This window comes from Pseudomonas sp. NKUCC02_KPG, assembly GCF_019345465.1.
Lineage (GTDB): Bacteria > Pseudomonadota > Gammaproteobacteria > Pseudomonadales > Pseudomonadaceae > Aquipseudomonas.
Map to the genome: position 1 here is coordinate 308,953 of NZ_JAHKRC010000002.1, position 17,962 is coordinate 326,914.

At 61.9% G+C, this 17,962-nt stretch carries 14 protein-coding genes; 2 read left to right on the forward strand and 12 right to left on the reverse strand.

What is annotated here, in order from left to right; all coding sequences use genetic code 11:
- Positions 1 to 32 precede the first annotated feature (32 nt).
- The 11 genes from KO536_RS04345 to KO536_RS04395 form a co-directional block, all read right to left on the reverse strand.
- The gene (locus tag KO536_RS04345; protein WP_219261212.1) at positions 33 to 2,378 is read right to left on the reverse strand and encodes a tetratricopeptide repeat protein; all 2,346 of its coding nucleotides are present in this window, start codon (positions 2,376 to 2,378) and stop codon (positions 33 to 35) included.
- 24 nt (positions 2,379 to 2,402) lie between these two features.
- The gene (locus KO536_RS04350; RefSeq protein ID WP_219261213.1) at positions 2,403 to 4,883 is read right to left on the reverse strand and encodes a fused MFS/spermidine synthase; all 2,481 of its coding nucleotides are present in this window, start codon (positions 4,881 to 4,883) and stop codon (positions 2,403 to 2,405) included.
- Between the two features lie 86 nt (positions 4,884 to 4,969).
- Positions 4,970 to 6,556, reverse strand: coding sequence for an arylsulfatase (locus tag KO536_RS04355; protein WP_219261214.1), 1,587 nt, complete (start codon positions 6,554 to 6,556; stop codon positions 4,970 to 4,972).
- A 51-nt stretch (positions 6,557 to 6,607) separates the two neighbouring features.
- Complete coding sequence (locus tag KO536_RS04360) at positions 6,608 to 7,633, reverse strand: HAD family phosphatase (protein ID WP_219261215.1); 1,026 nt, start codon at positions 7,631 to 7,633, stop codon at positions 6,608 to 6,610.
- Complete coding sequence (locus KO536_RS04365) at positions 7,630 to 8,682, reverse strand: hypothetical protein (protein ID WP_219261216.1); 1,053 nt, start codon at positions 8,680 to 8,682, stop codon at positions 7,630 to 7,632. Before KO536_RS04365 ends, KO536_RS04360 begins: the two co-directional genes overlap by 4 nt.
- Positions 8,679 to 10,256, reverse strand: coding sequence for a VWA domain-containing protein (locus KO536_RS04370; protein WP_219261217.1), 1,578 nt, complete (start codon positions 10,254 to 10,256; stop codon positions 8,679 to 8,681). The genes KO536_RS04365 and KO536_RS04370 overlap by 4 nt, the downstream gene beginning before the upstream one ends.
- A gap of 1 nt (position 10,257) precedes the next feature.
- On the reverse strand, positions 10,258 to 11,250 hold the full coding sequence (locus KO536_RS04375) for a VWA domain-containing protein (RefSeq protein ID WP_219261218.1): 993 nt from the start codon (positions 11,248 to 11,250) through the stop codon (positions 10,258 to 10,260).
- On the reverse strand, positions 11,237 to 11,725 hold the full coding sequence (locus KO536_RS04380; RefSeq protein WP_219261219.1) for a DUF4381 domain-containing protein: 489 nt from the start codon (positions 11,723 to 11,725) through the stop codon (positions 11,237 to 11,239). The genes KO536_RS04375 and KO536_RS04380 overlap by 14 nt, the downstream gene beginning before the upstream one ends.
- A complete protein-coding gene (locus KO536_RS04385; RefSeq protein WP_219261220.1) occupies positions 11,722 to 12,672 on the reverse strand; it encodes a DUF58 domain-containing protein in 951 nt (316 codons plus the stop codon). Before KO536_RS04385 ends, KO536_RS04380 begins: the two co-directional genes overlap by 4 nt.
- 11 nt (positions 12,673 to 12,683) lie before the next feature.
- Positions 12,684 to 13,664: a MoxR family ATPase gene (locus KO536_RS04390; RefSeq protein WP_219261221.1), complete on the reverse strand. Its 981-nt coding sequence runs from the start codon at positions 13,662 to 13,664 to the stop codon at positions 12,684 to 12,686.
- A 67-nt stretch (positions 13,665 to 13,731) separates the two neighbouring features.
- A complete protein-coding gene (locus tag KO536_RS04395; protein WP_219261222.1) occupies positions 13,732 to 14,640 on the reverse strand; it encodes a transporter in 909 nt (302 codons plus the stop codon).
- Positions 14,641 to 14,906: 266 nt separating this feature from the next.
- On the opposite strand from KO536_RS04395, the gene KO536_RS04400 reads away from it, so the two are divergent.
- A complete protein-coding gene (locus tag KO536_RS04400; RefSeq protein WP_219261223.1) occupies positions 14,907 to 15,260 on the forward strand; it encodes a hypothetical protein in 354 nt (117 codons plus the stop codon).
- 18 nt (positions 15,261 to 15,278) lie between these two features.
- Positions 15,279 to 17,642, forward strand: a complete 2,364-nt coding sequence (locus KO536_RS04405; RefSeq protein ID WP_219261224.1) for a DNA polymerase II — start codon at positions 15,279 to 15,281, stop codon at positions 17,640 to 17,642.
- On the opposite strand, the gene KO536_RS04410 is transcribed toward KO536_RS04405, so the two are convergent.
- Complete coding sequence (locus KO536_RS04410) at positions 17,639 to 17,917, reverse strand: hypothetical protein (protein WP_219261225.1); 279 nt, start codon at positions 17,915 to 17,917, stop codon at positions 17,639 to 17,641. The genes KO536_RS04405 and KO536_RS04410 overlap by 4 nt on opposite strands.
- Positions 17,918 to 17,962 lie beyond the last annotated feature (45 nt).

Sequence of the window (17,962 nt, forward strand, 5' to 3'; positions counted from 1 at the left end):
TAGCCAGGTTTAACGCCTGAGTTTACGACGACTCATTTCAACGCCACGTCCTCAGGGTTGATCTTTTTCCATGCCTGCAGCACCGCCTGTGCCTTGGGCTCCTGGCCGCTGTCGAGGTAAAACTGGATCAACGCCAGCCGCGCATCGCGAAATGCCGGTTGGCGTTTGAGCAGTTCTTCCATGTGCTCACACGCCGGCCCGACCTGACCGTTCTGGTGCAACGCCACTGCCAGCACATAACGGTATTGGGCGTTGTCAGGTTCCAGTGTCACGGCCTGCTGCAAGGCTGACATGGCTTGCTTGGGCTGGCCCGCCCGAATCAACGCCAGCCCCTGGCTGTGTTGCAGCAGTGCTGTTTGCGGGTGTGTCTTGATCGTGTCGCTGAGCAAGGCCATCGCCTCGGCACTGCGGCCACTGGCTTCCAGCCACTGGGCCAGCGTGACCACCGCAGGGAAAAAGTCAGGGTCACGCAGCAGCGCGGCGCGCAGTTTGGGTTCAACCTCGGCATTGCGACCACTGGCCTGATACAGCATGGCCAGGTTGAGGTTGGACTCGGCCCGTTCGGCCAGGCTCAATTGCACCGTTTCGTATTCAGCGATGGCGTTGTCCCAGGCCCCTTGATATGCCCCCAGGCCGTTACGCGCCGCCCCTTGTACGTTACGGGCGGCGATGATGCGCACCGCCCGCACGCTGTCACTCAATAGCGGGCCGAGCAAGGTGACGCGTTCGGTTGCAGGCAAAAAGGCGCTGACCGCCCGCACTGCACTTTCACGCACTTGAGGTGCCGGGTTGTTCAAGTCCCTGGTGGCCAGTTTCAAGGCGGACTCACTGGGGTAGTTAGCCAGTTCTGTCAACAGGGTTGCCCGTTGAATGGCCGGCAGGTTGCCGCGCCGCAATTGCTCGTACAACGCTTGTGCCGCACCGGGCTTGCCGCCGCGAATCAATCCTAAACTTTCGTCGTAACGGGCGGCCTGTGGCCCTTCATGGGCAGTCCAGAGCTTGAATTGTTCAGTCACCGTGTCTTGCACTTTGCCCTGATGGCAGGTCAGGCAGGCGTCCGGGGTGCCGAGGGTTTTGGCCCGTACCGGGTTGGGGATGCTGAAGCTGTGGTCATGCCTGAAATCGTTGCCCATGTAGAGCTTGCCGGGCATATGGCAATCCACGCACTGCGAGCCCGGCTGGCCTTCGGTATGGCGATGGTGTTCGATCGAGTCGTAGCGCTTGGCTTGCAGTCCCTTGTCGTCAATCCCGGCAACCGCTGCCTTGCCTGCGCTGTTGTGACATTGCAGGCACACGCCATTGCCCGGCGCTTTCAATTGAGTGCTGTGAGGGTTGTGGCAATTGCTGCAACGCACACCCTTGTCGAACATTTTGCTTTGCGCGAAGGAGCCGTGTTCAAACACTTCATCCTTGATCTTGCCGTCCAGTGCATACAGTTCGCGGTTCAACACGCTGGGCAGATAGTCGTCCATCAGGCGTTTGCCCACGGTAAAACCATCCCCCAGCGGGGCACGTCGGGCGTGGCAGCGGGCGCAGGTTTCGATCTCGCTGGTGGCGTCCTTGTTTTTAAGGTCGACGTCAAACCCGCTGTGGGGCAGTCCGGTGTTGTCAGTCACTGCCAGCAGGTGATTGGAGGCCGGACCGTGGCAGGCCTGGCAACCGACGCCGAGGCTGTTCCACTGGCTGTTGAAGCGGTTGGTCGCGGCGTCAAAATTGCGCTTGTAGCCGGTGGTGTGGCACTCCACACACATAAAATTGGCGTTCTGGCTGGGCTTGCTCCAGTGCAATGGATTCTTGAAGTCCACCCCCTGGCCCGGATAAAGGTGAAACCAGCGGTTTTTCTCGGTATCCCAGGCCACGCCCAGGGCTTGCAACCTGCCGTCGCTGACTTCGATCAGATATTGCTGCAACGGCGCAATGCCGAAGGTGTAGGCGACCTTGAAGTCGCCAGCCTTGCCTTCAGGTCCCGGCGTATTGACCCAGAACTCATCGCCCTTGCGAAAGAACCGGGTGTTTTCGCCTTCGCCCTTGAACGTGGCATTGTTGAAATCGGCCAGCACGGTCTGCGGGTCGGCTCCCTGCATGGCCAACTGGTGATGGGAACCTTGCCAGTCCTTGGCCTGGGCGCTGTGACAGCCCTGGCACTGTTGTTCGTCGACCATCTGCGCAGGGGGCATGTGCCTGACTACGGGGGCCGTGGCCACCGCCTTGGGCTCAAGCACCGGCGTCACGACCGGGGCCGGGCGGTTGAGATAAAACCACAGCCCGCCCAGCACCAACAGCAACAGGACCGCGCTGACGGGTAACAGGTAACGGCTCATCAAGGTAGGGCGCGAATCAGGTTGGTTTGCAGCTTTTATAGTTTTAGTTTTGGGCATTGCGACTTCCGTATCCAAATGGCTTTAGCGTTCACCGACAAACCAGCGGTAATAGGGGTTGGCGCCATCACCGCGCATCACTTCGCGGATGTCCCTGGCCCATGCCTCGCGGTCGCCATCGTAGGCATGCAGGCTTGAGCGGTAAAACTGCATCAGACGTTGCTGATGGTCATTCATGCGCGCGACAAATCCGGGCTCGGCGTTGAGCAAAAGTGCGGGGCGACGCAGATCGAGCAACGCCGGGAGTACCCGGCTGATTTCCTTGGAGCGTACCCAGGGAGCGTACTCGATGCGTGGTTGATCGTCCGTGACGGCAGGCGCATCTGCAGCAAAACGTTCCAGCCCCTGACGATCGGTCACCCAGGTCGCCAGCAGGGCCGCCGACGAAGCGACGCCCACATCCTGCAGGGCACTGCGCACCCCTGGCTGCTCGAAGCGGGCGTTGATGCGTGCGGCGTCCAGTTCAATCGGCTGCAGGGAGCCGACCAGCAGCATTTCGTGAAACTCGCTGCTCCAGAGCGTCGCGTACGGGAACACGTCAAGAAAACTGCGCACCAGCGAGCGCGAGTCCTCTATGTTCTGGGTCGGCAGTGGCAGCCATTGCGCGACGATCCCCTGAGGTTCCAGGCGCTGTGCGGCCAGTTGATAGAAGTCCCGGGAATACAGGTTGACCACCTCCGCAGCGGACGGTGGTGGCGGCTCCAGGGTGATCAGGTCGTAACGCTGGTTGCTGCGCAGGAGTTCCTGGCGCCCGTCGCGCAAACGCACCTGCAGGCCGGGGCTGGCAGCAGCACCGAAGTTGCCCTTGAACAACGTAGAGGCGTTGACCACCGAAGGCAGCAACTCGGCCACCACCCGGTGTTCCAGTGCCGGATAACTCAGCAGGGCACCGGCGGTAATCCCTGTGCCGAAACCGATCACCAGCGCCGAGCGTGGCTCGCCGTTGTGGATCAGTAATGGCAGCAGGGCCTGGATGCGCATGTAGCGCAGGGACGGCATGGCATCGCCGGTGTTGGATACGCCCTGGATATACAGGCGGTGGAAGAGGCGCTCGCCTTTACCTTGAGTCACCACGGCGACGGTGCCGCCACGGCCTTCTTCATAAAACGCCAGTTCGCCGTTGCGTGCCCCCGGCAACAGGTCGGCGATGCGGTCGACCGGGGTCAGCCAGGCCACCAGCAGCGCTGCCATGCTTAGCGCAATGACCCCTTGGCGATGACCTTTTTTGACCCCGTGACCCTGGCGTACCGCGATAAACCCAACCGCTGCAGCGATGAGTGCCAGCAGGCCCAGCGTACGCACCAGCCCCAGCAAAGGGATCAGTACAAAGCCGCAGAGTGCAACGCCGACAATCCCGCCCAGGGTATTGAAGGCGACGACCGCGCCGACATCTCGCCCGACCCGGTCCGGGCCCACACACAGGCGTAACGCCACCGGGAACGCTGCGCCCAATAGCACTGTGGGGACAAACACGATGCTCAGCGCCGCCACCGCAAAACGGGCGCTCATGCCCACCAGCGCAGTGAAGCCCAACTCCAGCACCAGGGTTTCGACCCGGGTTTGCAGCAGGATCAGCCAGCGCCCGAGCAGGGCGACTTCCAGCAGGGCGACCAGCCCGGCCCCGGCGATCAGCAAGGCAAAAATGCCCCAGGGATCGCGCAGGCGATTGACCCGGCGCGCCATCAGGCAGCTGCCGACAAACAAGCCGGTCAGATAGGTCGCCAGCACCACGGCAAAGGCGTAGGTGCGAGTACTCATGAATTGCACGATCGATTGCGACCAGACCACTTCGTAGCCCAGCGCCACACCGCCTGCAATCGCGTACAGCACCATCGCCAACCGGGCCGGTGACGGTTGCGTCGACGGGGTGGTGGCAAGGGGAGCCGGATAACGACGCTGTACGATCAATGCGCCAATGGCGGCTGTCACGTTCAGCAAGGCAGCGGCACAGGCACTGCCCCGCACGCCCAGGGTGGCAATCAGCACAAAGGCGGTCAGCAGCGTGCCGACAATTGCCCCGGCGGTATTGGCGGCGTACAGGCGGCCACCGGCCTGGCCCAGATGCCGGGGCTCAGCCGCCAGTGCGCGGACCAGTACCGGCAGGGTGCCGCCCATCAGCAATGCGGGCAGGCCTACCAGCAACAGGGGCAGCAGCCAGGCCAGCAGGCCGACTTTTTGCTCAAGCCAGGCGAAGGGGGCTGCTGCAAGGCTCAGCCCCAGGGTGGTCGCAATTCCCAGTAGCGCCACGCCCACCTCAAGCCCTGCATAGAGCAGCAAAGGTTTGGCCAGCCGGTCGGCAAAGCGCCCGAACAGCAGCCCACCCAGGGCCAGGCCTGCGAAGAAGGCACTGATGCCGGTGGTGATCGCGTACACCTCGACACCGATCACCAGGGACAGTTGCTTGATCCACAGCACCTGGTAAATCAGGGCTGCAGTTCCAGAGATAAAGAGCAGCAAGGCAGGCATTAACGGCGTCGTGCGGCGGGTCGGGGAGGGTGACGGCATTGCGCGGGGGCCTTGTGCGGAAGGAGTTCGGGGATGAGTCGTGATCCCGTGTGGGAGCGGGCAAGCCCGCTCCCACAGAGGCAGGTTTACTGTGCTGGCTGATGTTTCATTTTTTCCGCAATCTTGGCGTCTACCGCTGCGCGTACCTGATCGATACTGAAGCTGGGCGGCTTCTGGCTAGGCGGGTAATCGACGAAGGTTTCGAGGAAGTTGGCAGCCTTCATGATTGCCAGTTCGTTCAAGTAGACGTTTTTGGTGTTCCAGTCGTAATACTGATCGGAGACCACGTCAGCCCGTTCGAACGGGTCCATGCGCAGGTTGAAGATTTTCGGCACCCGCAGGCACACGAAAGGCTCGCTCCAGACCTTGAAGCCGCCCGGTTCGCGCTGTTCGCAGAACACCACTTTCCAGTTGTCGAAACGCATCGAGACCAGCATGCCGTCATCGTTGAAGTAGTAGAACTCGTTGCGATTGCCCTTGGGTTGCTGGCCGGTCAGGTACGGCAGCTGGTTGAAACCGTCCAGGTGCACCTTGAAGTCGGTGCCGCCTGCCACCGGGGCCCAGCCCTTGAGCAACTTGTCTTTGACATCGGCATCGCCCGCCACTGCCAGCAGGGTCGGGAACCAGTCCAGTCCCGAGAACATTTCGTTGCTCACTTCACCGGCCTTGATCTTGCCCGGCCAGCGCACGATCGCCGGGACGCGGAATGCACCTTCCCAGTTGGAGTTCTTCTCGTTACGGAACGGCGTGGTAGCCGCGTCGGGCCAGGAGAACTGGTTCGGCCCGTTGTCGGTGGTGTAGACCACGATGGTGTTGTCGGCGAGCTTGAGATCGTCGAGGGTTTTCAGCAGTTTGCCGACGTCGCCGTCATGCTCAAGCATGCCATCGGCGTACTCGTTGCCGGGCATACCACTCTGGCCCTTCATCGAGTCGCGCACGTGGGTAAAGACGTGCATGCGGGTGGTGTTCATCCACACAAAAAAAGGCTTGTCGGCCTTGGCCTGCTTTTCGATGAACGCTTGCGCCGCCGCGGTGGTTTCGTCGTCGATGGTTTCCATGCGCTTGGCGGTCAGGGCGCCGGTGTCTTCAATCTTGCCGTCGGCGAAACTGTGGATCACACCCCGGGGCGAGGTGGCCTTGACGAAGGCAGGATCATCTTTGGGCCAGTATGGGCGCTCGGGTTCTTCCTCGGCATTGAGGTGGTACAGGTTGCCGAAAAACTCGTCAAAACCATGATTGGTCGGCAAGTATTCGTCGCGGTCGCCCAAGTGGTTTTTACCGAACTGTGCAGTGGCGTAGCCCTGGGACTTGAGTGCTTGGGCGATGGTGATATCGCGTTTTTGCAGGCCCACCGGCGCCCCCGGTATGCCGACCTTGGACAGGCCGGTTCGCAACGGAGTCTGGCCGGTGATAAATGATGATCGTCCGGCGGTGCAGCTGTTCTCCGCGTAATAGTCGGTGAACATCATGCCTTCTTTGGCAATCCGGTCGATGTTGGGGGTCTTGTAGCCCACCACACCCATGGAATAGGCACTGATATTGGACTGGCCAATGTCATCGCCAAAAATCACCAGAATGTTGGGCTTCTCAGCGCCAACAGCGGTGGCAGACAGCGCCATCACTGAAGCCGCCACCAAGGCTAGCGGAGGTAACCACTTGGCTATTCGAGTCATGCAACTTGCTCCTTGTTGACTGGGTTAGTGCACTGCAGACGGCTGTTTTTCTTATGGCTGTTGCTCGTTCACGCCGGACTCGAATGGATAGATGTGCCGCCATTGCGACGCCATATCGACGATAGTCCAGTTCTGCTGTTTTGCCTGATCGAGCGCCTTGTCCAGGCGGCCGATTGTTGAGTCCCTGTCATAAGCCCATTCGCGCTTGGCGTCGGTGTGGTGCACCAGGCCCATAAAGCGCGGGCCTGTGCCTGCAGCGGTCCACTGGAGCATTTGCAGGTCGCCGTCGGAGTTGCCGAACGCCAGGATCGGCCGACGGCCAATCACACTGTCGATGCTGACCGGCTTGCCGGGGCCGTCATCGTTGTGGGCGATTTTGGCGGTGCGCAAAATGGACGGTTTGCCGTCCTTGACCTGGTACTGCGTGACGAATGAGGAGCCGATCACCTGCTCAGGCGGGATGCCGTAAACCTCTTCGGCGAACACACGCATAAAGCCGGTGTCACCGCCGGACACGATGTAGGGTTTGAAGCCCTGGCTGCGCAGGTAAGCAAGTACTTCCAGCATCGGCTGGTAGACCATCTCGGTGTAGGGCTTGCCGCTGGTGGGGTGGCGGGCAGTGCTCAGCCAGCGCTGGACGTTGTCGCGAAACTCATCGGTGGTGAGCCCGGCGTGGGTGGCCATGAAAATTTCCAGCAGGCCCTCCATGCCTGCTTCGGCCATGGCCTTGTGGTCGTTTTCGATGACTGCCTTGAACGGTTGCCGGTCTTTCCACTCCGGGTGCTGGTCGGCCATGCGCCTGATTTCGTCGAAAGCGTACAGCGCTTCAAAATAGCCCGGCTGCTCGCTCCACAAGGTGCCATCGTTGTCGAATACGGCGATGCGCGCTTCGGGTGCTACAAACCCCTTGCTGTCGGGTGTGGTGACCGTCTGCACGAACTCCAGGATGCCTGTTTTGGTGGGGCCTTCGTTCCAGGACGGCAATGGATCGGCGGCCAGGGCGAACAGGGGCAGGGCAAACAACAGCGCCGCTACCGTCCGTGTAGCCACTGAGGAGGCAGGTGTGGATGTGTTCATTTCGGGAAGTCCTTTTCATGAACGGGGTTAAGGGGCCGCAAGCCCCAGGTTTTGCGCGGGGGGCGGGAGCGTAGCCAGTGTCGTGCCGTGGTGATGCCCTGTTGCATCCTGCGCCGGTTCAGATAGACGAGGGCCGCCAGCAGCAGGACCGAACCCGCAGCCAGCACGGATCCGGGCAGGTACAGCCGGGTCGGTTGCCCCAGTTGCCTGAGGTCTTCAACGACGGAAAACACCGGGGTGTAGCTGCTGTTGGCGGTGGCCTTGAAGGTGATTGCCGGGACCTGGCTGGTGTGCACCGTGCGTTTGACGCTGTCCCACCATTTGACGCTGATCGCCGGCAGGCTGAAGTCGCCCTCGCGCTCAATCCGATAACTCACGGCATCGATGCGTTGTCCGCCGATGAAGCGGCCACGACCGTCATCCCGATTGCTCACCTGCGGGGTTTGCGGGTAGGCACTGAGCCCTGCCACGCCGATCAGGCTGGGGGCGGGCAGCGACAGGCCCTGGGTGTCGTCAGCCTGCAGCGTCAGGGTGCGGGTGAGGCTGTCACCCACCTTGAACGGACCGCTGTGGGCAGTGAAGGTCTGACTCAAGCGCAGGGCGCTGGCCACCAGTATCGGTTCGCCGGGGCTGAAGCCCTCGGGCAGGTTGGCGCGAAAAGTCAGTGCCGGGGTTTGCCCCGACAGCTCATGGCTGGCCTGGGCGGGTGTGGCGCGGACGGTCAGCGGCGCAACAGTGAAGTTCTGGGCCAGCGTCGGGGTGATCCGGTAGGTGTAGCGCAGGCCGCTGAACGGCTGCCCTTGAACGGTTTGCGAGAGGTGTTCGGCTTCGCCATCGGGCTGTGTGATATCGGCGCCGGGAAGGCTCAATTGCGCCAGCGTTGCACCGCTGGTGAACCAGGTGTTGGTCAGGACATCGACCTGTAACTGCAACGCTTCGCCGACCATGACGGTATCGCCCGGCACCAGGCGGGTTTGCACCAGCAGTTGAGGCTCATCGGCCAGCACCAGGCCGGTAAACAGCATGAGCGTCAACGCATAGCGCTTCATGGCGCCACCTTCTGGTCTTGCAGGCTGAATTTTTGGCGCAAGAAATTGGCCGGGGAGGTGGTCAGGTTTTCCAGCCATTGCTCATCGCTGGCAGCCTGTCGGGTTTGCAGCGGCTTGCTCTGACCCTTGCCCGGTTGCTTGTCGAATTTGATGGCGTCGGGTTTGACCTCGGGGGTGTTCTGTTCGGCACTGTCAGTGTCTTTTTGCAGTGCAATTGCCAGGGCCAGGTTGGCACTGGCTTCGGGGAACTGTGGTTGCAGGATCAACGCCTGGCGGTAGGCAGCAATTGCCTGATCGAACTTGAAGCGACGGACGTAAATGTTGCCCAGATAGAAGTACGCCTGGGGGGTGTTCAGTTGCGCGAAGCTGGCCAGTGCCAGATCGAAGTCGGCAGCGTTATAGGCGGCGATGCCTTTCCAGTAGGGGTCGACGAAGAGGTCGGCGGCAGCCGGATAGTGCTGATGTTCAAAGGCCCAGCGTCCTTGCTGGTCGCGGGTGAAGAACGCATCGGTCAAGGCATTGGCTTGTGCCGGTGCCGGCTGCAGGGCCATGCCCGCGCCGATCACCAGCACGGCGTTCCAGTTCAGGCTCCAGCCGCGACGCACGGAAAAAAACGCGATCAACAGCAGTGGCCCGCAGAGCCAGTAACCCGCGTCTTTCCACTGCAGTTCGCGCTGCTCATCGCTGGCGGCCTGAAAGTGCTGACGGGCGTGGCCTTCGATCCAGTCCAGGTCATCATCGTTGAGGGTCAGGCTGCCCAATGGCGCGTCGGTCGCTGCGGCCAATTGCTTGAGGGCGGCACCGTCGAAAGAGCCCAGTTGCGGTCGGCCATTGCTGTCCGTGCGCGGCTGGCCGCTGGCATCGCGGATTATTCCGCCATGGGTGCTGCCTGCCGCCAGTACCAGCACTTGCAAGGCGCTGCCCTGCAGCAGGGGTTTGAGGCTGTCCAGCTGTGCCGTGTCGGCACCGTCGGTGATCAACAACAAGGTGCCGGGGGCGTTTTCAGCCTGCAACAGGCGCCTGGCCTGTTCGATCACGGCTGCCACGTTCTTGCCGGGTCGTGCGATCAGATCCGTGCCCAGGGCCTGGATAAAGCTGTCGAGCAGTTGCGGATCGTCGGTGGCGGGTAATACCAGATGGGCGCTGCCCGCATAGGCAATCAGGGCCGTGCGGGCACCGCTGCGTCGGGCGATCAGGTCATGGAGTTTGTGTTTGGCCGCTTGCAGCCGGGTGGGCTGCACATCGCTGGCATCCATCGACGGTGACAGGTCGAGGGCGATGATCAACGGGGCGCGGTTTTGCAGGAACGCCGGGCGGTCCTGCTCCCAGGTGGGGCCTGCCGCAGCCATGGCGCCGATGATCAGCAAGGCGCCGGTCAAGTGCACAGGGCGCAGGCGGTGCGGGTCCCGGGGGGTGATCAACAGGTGCGGCAACAGGTGCGGGGCAATGATCGCCCGCAGGCGCCGTTGCTGGTCATGGCTGCGTCGCCACACGGCCGGCAGCAGGGCGCCGAAAACCGCCAGCAGCAGCCAGGCCGGGCGCAGAAAGTGGAAGTCGTCGAGGTTGATTTCCATCTCAAGCCTCCTGCCGTGCTGAGCGCTGGTTGAAGCGAGAGGCCAGTAGCGCAAACAGGTGATACAGCGCCAACAGGCTGATGGCGCCCGCCACCGGCAGCCAGAACAGATCACGCTTTGGCTGGTGGCTGAACGTTTTCACCTGATGGGGGGTGATGCTGTCGAGGGTGGTGTACACCTGATTCAGGCTGTCGCGATCTTCGGCGCGAAAGTACTGGCCACCGGTGCTTTTGGCGATGCCCTGCAGTGCCGTCAGGTTGACCTTGGCCTCGCCTTCGGCACTCGGGTCGCCAATCCCTATGGTGTGGATCACCACGCCTTTGGCCGCTGCCATCGAGGCTGCACGGCTCACGGGAATGGCGCTGCTGGTGTCGTTGCCATCGGTGAGCAGAATCAGCACTTTTTCCGGTTCATGGGCCTGGTCGAGCAGTTTGAGGCTCAAGCCAATGGCGTCGCCTATGACGGTGTTGGGCCCGGCCATGCCGATTGCGGTGTCGTCCAGCAGCAGCGACAGGCTGGCGTGGTCGAGGGTCAGTGGTGCTTGCGGGTAGGCACCGCTGCCAAACACGATCAGGCCGATGCGGTCGTCCTTGCGCCGCTGGATAAAGTCCTGGACCACCTGCTTGACTGCCGCCAGACGGTTGATTTTCTGCCCGCTGGCATCAGTGAAATCCGTGGTTTCCATGGACTGCGAGATGTCGATGGCGAGCATCAGGTCGCGCACCGGTTGCTGGCGTTCGATGGGTTTTTCGATCCAGACCGGCCTGGCCACGGCCACCACCAGTAATGCCCACACCAACAGGTTGAGCAGCAATTGCCAGCGGTTGTTCTGCGCGCCTGACACCTGGGGTGTCTGGTCGACGGCGCGGCTCATGGCGTTGAAAAACGGTACGCGCACGGCACTGCGGGCTTCGCGATAGGCGGGCAACCAGCGGTAGCCGAACCACGGCAAGGGCAGCAACAGCAGCAGCCAGGGGTAATCAAACTGCCACATGGTGTTGCTCCACCCAGCGAGTGCAGGTCTCGACCAACTGCTGGCGTTGTGTGTCGGGCAGGGCGAGCAGTTGTTCATCCGGGGCGTAGGCCAGAAACGCCAGTTGCTGACTGAAATCCTCGGGCACGGGCCGGGGGCTGTGGCTGCGCAAAAAATCCTGCCAGGCGTCACCCTGCAACGGGCCTGCGACCTGCGGGCCGGGCATGGACAGGGCCACCCGTTTAAGCAGCGTGGGCAGCTCGCGCAAGGTGCCCAACGAGTCGTTGGCCGCGCGCAGTTGCGCCAGGCGTTGCAAGGCCTCGCGCCGGTAGCGGTTGCGTTGCCACTGCCAGACGGCGCGTACGCCCCAGGCCGCCAGGCCGGTCAGCACAACCCCGAGCAAGGCCCACCAGCCCCAGGTCTGCGGCATGTAGCTGACGGGCGCAGGCAGGGCCAGGGTTTGCAGTTGGTCAATGCTGGGGATAGGGGTGGTCATCGACGCCCCCCACCCAGTTTGCCCAGTTCGGTACGCAGCTGGCTGTGGGCATCCAGCGCGGTGCTGAACATCATCAGCGGCACCTGGCTGCGGCGCAGCAGGCTGGCGATGTCCTTGAAGCGCCCGCTGAAGAAGTCGCCCAGGGGTTGGCGCACGTACGCGTGCTGTACCGCCAACTCAACCTGTAACTGGCCTTGGGTAACCAGCAGGCGTCCGGCTTTTGGCAGGTTGAGCGCCAGGGGATCGTAGACCTGCATCGCGATGACATCGTTGTGGACAGCCAGTTGGCGCATCAACTGCAGGGTGTGCGCTCCGGCCCCGGCGAAATCGCTGATCAGGCAAATCAGGTGGTCGTGCCCGGCTACGGCGAGGCAGTGCTTCAGGACCTTGTCCAGCTGGGTGGCCTCTTCGCAGTCGGGTTGCGTGGCATTGAGTTCATGGTTTTGCCCCACGATCTTGCTGCACAGCGCTTCGACCCGCTTGCGGCTGCGCAGCGGGGCGATGCTGTCGATGCGCTGGTCGTTGAACACCAGGGCGCCGACCCGGTCGCCGGCGTTGAACACCATCCACGCTGCCAGTGCGCCCAGCTCGGCGGCGGTGGCGGATTTGAAACTGCGGCTAGAACCAAAAAACATCGACATGCGCTGATCGACCACGATTAATGCCGGGCGGTCGCGCTCTTCGGTAAATGTGCGCACCACCGGTTTGCCGGTGCGCAACGAGGCCCGCCAGTCGAGGTGGCGCAGGTCGTCACCGGGCTGATAGCGGCGCAACTCGTCAAAATTCAGACCACGGCCGCGCAAGCGCGACGCGTGGTTGCCCGAGAGGATGCTGCCCTGAGGCTGGCGCGCGACAAAACTCAACGCCCGCGCCTTGAACTCCAGCGCCATCAATTGCGCCAGAGACACGTACACCCGCCCATCGGGGGTCTGCTGTGGAGCATGCATCGGCCAGTTCCTCAGGCAGGGAAAGCGACTTTGTCGAGCAGTCTGTCGAGCACCTGATCGGCATTGATGCCATCGGCCACGGCGTCGTAGCTGAGTTGCAGTCGATGGCGCAGTACCGGATGGACCATGGCGCGCACATTATCGGGTGAAACGAATGCCTGACCGCGCAGCCAGGCATCGGCGCGGGCGCAACGGTCCAGGCCGATACCGCCCCGGGGGCTGGCGCCAATGGTTATCCAGCGGGCCAGGTCGGGGTCGTAGTCGGCTGGATGCCGGGTGGCGTTGATCAGGTCGATCAGGTAGCGGTCAATGGCGGGGGCGACGGTGACCGCGCTGACTTCTGCGCGGGCCGCAAAAATCGCCTCCTGACCCAGGGCAAACCCCGGTTCGCTGTCGATCGCTGCGTGTTGCGTCTGTTCTTCGGCGCGCAGCATGCGCAGCACTTGAGACTCGTTTGCAGGGCTGGGGTAGTCGAGCAGCACTTTCATCAGAAAGCGGTCCATCTGCGCCTCGGGCAGCGGGTAGGTGCCTTCTTGTTCGATAGGGTTCTGGGTGGCCAGAACAATAAACAGCCCGGGCAATTGATGGCTGTTGCCGGCAACGGTGATCTGGCGTTCTTCCATGGCTTCGAGCAAGGCGGCCTGGACTTTGGCAGGCGCACGGTTGATCTCGTCGGCCAGGATCAGGTTGCCGAAGAGGGGGCCTGGCTGAAACATGATCTGATTTTGCCCATCGACCTGATGCAGTACTTCGGCGCCGGTGATGTCCGAGGGCAGCAGGTCAGGGGTGAACTGGATACGGCTCATCCTTGCATCCAGGTGCCTGGCCAGCGCCTTGACGGTGCGGGTCTTGGCCAGCCCCGGCAGGCTTTCGAGCAGCAGGTGACCATTGGCCAACAGGCCGACGATGATTTGGCGGATAACCTCGTCCTGGCCCAGTACCGCTTCGGCGATGCTGGCTTGCAGGGCGTTCAGATCATTGAGCGCGGTCATAAAGCATTCCTTGCTTGAGTACGATGGCCCAGGGTGCGGGATCACCCCCCGCTACAGATTGGCGGCTCTACCAGACGTACTGCATGCGTAGGGTCCAGGTGGTGATATCCGGCGAACCTTTGCGTTCGGTCACGGTGTCGGAGTAAGCCAGCAGGCCGCCGAACTGGGGCGTGAGCATAAAGCCCAGACTGGCGCCTGCCAGGGTGCTCTCCTGTTTGTTGTCCTGCCAGTCGCCGTCGATCTTGGTCTCGCCGCCTCGGGTGTAAGTGGCGTCCAGCGAGGCCCAGAGGGCGCGATTGATGGTGTAGCTGTAATGGCCTTCAATGGCATACAGCGGCTTTTGCTCAAGCTTGCTGTCGCCCTGGTATTCGTCGTTGTCACCGAACAGCGAAACCCAGGTGTTGAGTTCAAGCCAGGTAGGGCCGATGGGCGTGCCAAAGCCGATTTCCGGTTTGAAGACCCAGCGGTTGGCACCGATATTGATCACCCGGTTTTTGTCGTAGTCACCGGTGGGCGTCGTTACCCACAGGGCGCCGGTGAGAAAGGTTTCCGGGGTCCATGTGGCAAATTCCTCCTTGCTCAGGGCCGGGCCGCCGAAGATGTTATGCGCCAGCACCACTTGGGCGTCGCCCATGCCGCCGTTGTGCTTGGTGCCGGTGAAAAAGCGGGCGTTGTCAAAAGACGCCGAGAGGTCGGCATAGGGTTGCAGGAACTGGATCGCGGTGTTGCGACCTTCTACGGAGAACGATCGGGCATAGCGCAGGATGTAGACATCAGCATTGAGCGACAGGCCGTCGATGGGCAGTGATGTGTCGATGGGGGTGTTGCTGTCGACGCGGTTGTAATACCCGAACAGCATGTTCAGGTCGGTGGGCGTGTTTTGCCAGTCGCGGGCATTGTCGGCCCAGCTTGCCAGCGGCATCAGGGCCAGCGTGAGTGCCGTGACACTGGCTTTGCGGGCGGTGCTTGATCCCATCGTATTGCTCCTTCAATAGCCCATGGCGCTCTATCGTCCGATGCGCGGCGAATTTATTTTTATTGACGCTAGCACTAACCCCGGGATTCGCTGTCGTGGTTGCTTAAAACTGCCGATTCTGTGGTCTGGGTCACTGTTAAATGACCAACGGTTATCTGCCCCGCAGACTTTGCTGGCTCTGGCCTGGGGGTTGAGTACTGGTTATTTAGCCACCTGTTCGAGCTGGCTGCGTGATATCGTATTGGCCTTTATCAAGGGGATTTCCAATGCGAATGCTGATTGGCGTTTTGAGCCTGGCCTTGCTGGCCGGTTGTGTGTCTCCTGCGATGGACACTGCCCGTAGCAAAGCCCCGGTCCGGGTGCTGGCTTCGGATAAAGCCACGGCGCTGGTCGCCGAATGCATCAAGTTTTCCTGGGAGGACGAAAGCGTCTTCGGGGTGGATGCCAGTGCCTATGTCAACAACGACAAGACCGGCCCACTGACGGTGTATACCCGTGGCGCAGAGTCCTTTGCCGATCTGGTGCCCCAGGGTACGGGCACTTCGGTGAGCTATTACGCCAAGCAACCCGGCGACGCTAGCGCCATGCGCCGTTTGGCGATGCTGGCGACATGCTTGTAAATTCGTGAGGCTGCGGCGGTGGAATTGAGGCAGGGGTTTGTCCTGACCCGGCACTGGCGCGATACGCCGTCGGGTATCGAAGTCGACTTCTGGTTGGCGACCGATGACGGGCCGCAGCACGTGCGCCTGCCTTGTCAGACCTCGACCGCGTTCATCCCGACGGTGCAGCTCGCTCAGGCGCAGACGCTGTTGCAGGATGAACGGGGTGTGGCGTTTCGCGAGCTGCAACTCTGCGATTTTCAATCGCGACCGGTCACGGGCCTTTACTGCCGCCAGCATACCCAGTTGATGGACGTTGCCCAGCGTCTGCGGCGCGCCGGGGTCGATGTGTATGAGGCTGATGTGCGCCCGCCGGAGCGTTTCCTGATGGAGCGTTTTATCACCGCCCCGGTGAGTTTCGGCGGCCGGGCCCAGGACGATGGTTCGTTGCTGGATGCCCGGCTAAAGCCCCATCCCGATTACCGGCCGCGCTTGAAACTGGTCTCGCTGGATATCGAGACCAGCGCCCAGGGTGACCTGTATTCCATTGCCCTGGAGGGCTGTGGCCAGCGTCAGGTGTATATGCTGGGCAAGGCCACCGAGGCTGACACTGCGGTCGATTTCGATCTTGAGTTCTGTGCGACCCGGGGCGACCTGTTGCTGCGCCTGAACCAGTGGCTGGCGCTGCATGATCCCGATGCAATCATTGGCTGGAACGTTGTGCAATTTGACCTGCGGGTATTGCACGAGCATGCCCGCCGGCTGGGTATCCCGTTGCTGCTGGGACGTGGTGGTAGTGAAATGCAGTGGCGCGAGCACGGCACCCGAAACAACCATTTTTTCGCCAGCGCGGCGGGGCGTCTGATCATCGACGGCATTGAGTCGTTGCGTTCGGCAACCTGGTCGTTTCCCTCCTTCAGCCTGGAAAACGTCGCCCAGACCCTGCTGGGTGAAGGCAAGGACATCAGCACGCCGTATCAGCGCATGGACGAAATCAACCGCATGTTTGCCCATGACAAGCCTGCGCTGGCGCGCTACAACCTCAAGGACTGCGAGCTGGTGACGCGGATATTCGCGAAAACCGAGTTGCTGACCTTTCTGCTGGAACGGGCCTCGGTCACGGGCCTTGAGGCAGACCGCAGCGGTGGTTCGGTGGCAGCGTTTTACCATTTGTACATGCCACTGATGCACCGCCAGGGCTTTGTCGCCCCCAATCTTGGCGACAAGCCACCCCAGGCCAGCCCCGGCGGCTTTGTGATGGAGTCCCAGCCGGGGCTTTACGAGTCGGTGCTGGTACTCGATTACAAAAGCCTTTACCCGTCGATTATCCGCACCTTCCTGATCGATCCGCTGGGGCTGGTGGAAGGGCTTCGCGAGCCGAGTGACGAGGCCTCGGTGCCAGGCTTTCGCGGGGCGCGCTTTTCCCGAACCCGGCATTGTCTGCCTGCCATTATTGAGCGGGTGGCCAATGGGCGCGAAGTCGCCAAGCGGGAAAAAAACGCACCCTTGTCCCAAGCCCTGAAGATCATCATGAATGCGTTCTATGGGGTACTGGGTTCCAGTGGCTGCCGTTTTTTCGACACGCGACTGGCGTCGTCGATCACCTTGCGGGGACACGAGATCATGCTCAAGACCCGGGCATTGATCGAGTCCAAGGGTTACAGCGTGATCTATGGCGACACCGACTCCACCTTCGTCTGGCTGCGCAGTGAACACAGCGAACAAGACGCTGCCCGTATCGGCCATGACCTGGTGCGGCACGTCAACCAGTGGTGGCAGGCCCATGTGCGTGACGAATACGGGCTCACCAGTGCGTTGGAACTCCAGTTCGAAACCCATTACAGCCGGTTCCTGATGCCCACGATCCGCGGCGCCGAAGAGGGCAGTAAAAAGCGCTATGCAGGGTTGGTGGCCCATGCAGACGGGCGTCGGGAGATGGTCTACAAGGGGCTTGAGACTGTGCGCAGCGACTGGTCGCCGCTGGCCCAGCAGTTTCAGCAGGCGTTGTACCTGCGTATCTTCAATCGCCAGCCCTATCAGGACTACGTACGGGATTTTGTGCGCGGCACCCTGGCTGGGGAGCATGACGAGCTGCTGATTTACCGCAAGCGCCTGCGTCGTCAACTCAGTGATTACGAACGCAACGTCCCGCCCCATGTGCGGGCGGCGCGGCTGGCCGATGAGTACAACGACCAGCAGGGACGGCCCCGGCAGTACCAGAACGGCGGCACCATCAGCTATGTGATGACCGTGGCCGGTCCCCAGCCGTTGGAGAACCGCACCGCGCAGGTGGACTACGACCACTACCTGACGCGTCAGCTACAACCGGTGGCGGACGCGATTCTGGTATTTGTCGACGACGACTTCAGCGCGCTGGTGGGCGGGCAGATGGGGTTGTTTTAAGCGTCGCTGGCGGGTGTGGTGGCCTTGGATTTGGCGCGATCCTTGGCGGCCTTGGCTTCAGCGGCCAGGCACTCCAGGCAGAACTGCTCGGCGTAGCTCATGATGATTTCTGTGGTATCACCCTTGATCGTGCGCGAGCCTGCGAGGATGTAGCGCATGCGCTTTTCGGTCACGCCGATGCGCTGGGCAATCCAGGCCGGGGTCTGGCCGATGCGGTCTACCAGTTTGTTGGCGTATTCGGTGGAGTGGTTGTAGCGTTCAGCGTTGGGAAACATAGGGGGTCCATAAGCGTGGGGATAAAGCCGGAGGGCAGGGTACTC

Excerpts from the sequence above, each read along its gene's own strand:
- KO536_RS04345 (WP_219261212.1), bottom strand. The coding sequence starts at position 2,378 with ATGCCCAAAACTAAAACTATAAAAGCTGCAAACCAACCTGATTCGCGC.
- KO536_RS04350 (WP_219261213.1), bottom strand. The coding sequence starts at position 4,883 with ATGCCGTCACCCTCCCCGACCCGCCGCACGACGCCGTTAATGCCTGCC.
- KO536_RS04355 (WP_219261214.1), bottom strand. The coding sequence starts at position 6,556 with ATGACTCGAATAGCCAAGTGGTTACCTCCGCTAGCCTTGGTGGCGGCT.
- KO536_RS04360 (WP_219261215.1), bottom strand. The coding sequence starts at position 7,633 with ATGAACACATCCACACCTGCCTCCTCAGTGGCTACACGGACGGTAGCG.
- KO536_RS04365 (WP_219261216.1), bottom strand. The coding sequence starts at position 8,682 with ATGAAGCGCTATGCGTTGACGCTCATGCTGTTTACCGGCCTGGTGCTG.
- KO536_RS04370 (WP_219261217.1), bottom strand. The coding sequence starts at position 10,256 with ATGGAAATCAACCTCGACGACTTCCACTTTCTGCGCCCGGCCTGGCTG.
- KO536_RS04375 (WP_219261218.1), bottom strand. The coding sequence starts at position 11,250 with ATGTGGCAGTTTGATTACCCCTGGCTGCTGCTGTTGCTGCCCTTGCCG.
- KO536_RS04380 (WP_219261219.1), bottom strand. The coding sequence starts at position 11,725 with ATGACCACCCCTATCCCCAGCATTGACCAACTGCAAACCCTGGCCCTG.
- KO536_RS04385 (WP_219261220.1), bottom strand. The coding sequence starts at position 12,672 with ATGCATGCTCCACAGCAGACCCCCGATGGGCGGGTGTACGTGTCTCTG.
- KO536_RS04390 (WP_219261221.1), bottom strand. The coding sequence starts at position 13,664 with ATGACCGCGCTCAATGATCTGAACGCCCTGCAAGCCAGCATCGCCGAA.
- KO536_RS04395 (WP_219261222.1), bottom strand. The coding sequence starts at position 14,640 with ATGGGATCAAGCACCGCCCGCAAAGCCAGTGTCACGGCACTCACGCTG.
- KO536_RS04400 (WP_219261223.1), top strand. The coding sequence starts at position 14,907 with ATGCGAATGCTGATTGGCGTTTTGAGCCTGGCCTTGCTGGCCGGTTGT.
- KO536_RS04410 (WP_219261225.1), bottom strand. The coding sequence starts at position 17,917 with ATGTTTCCCAACGCTGAACGCTACAACCACTCCACCGAATACGCCAAC.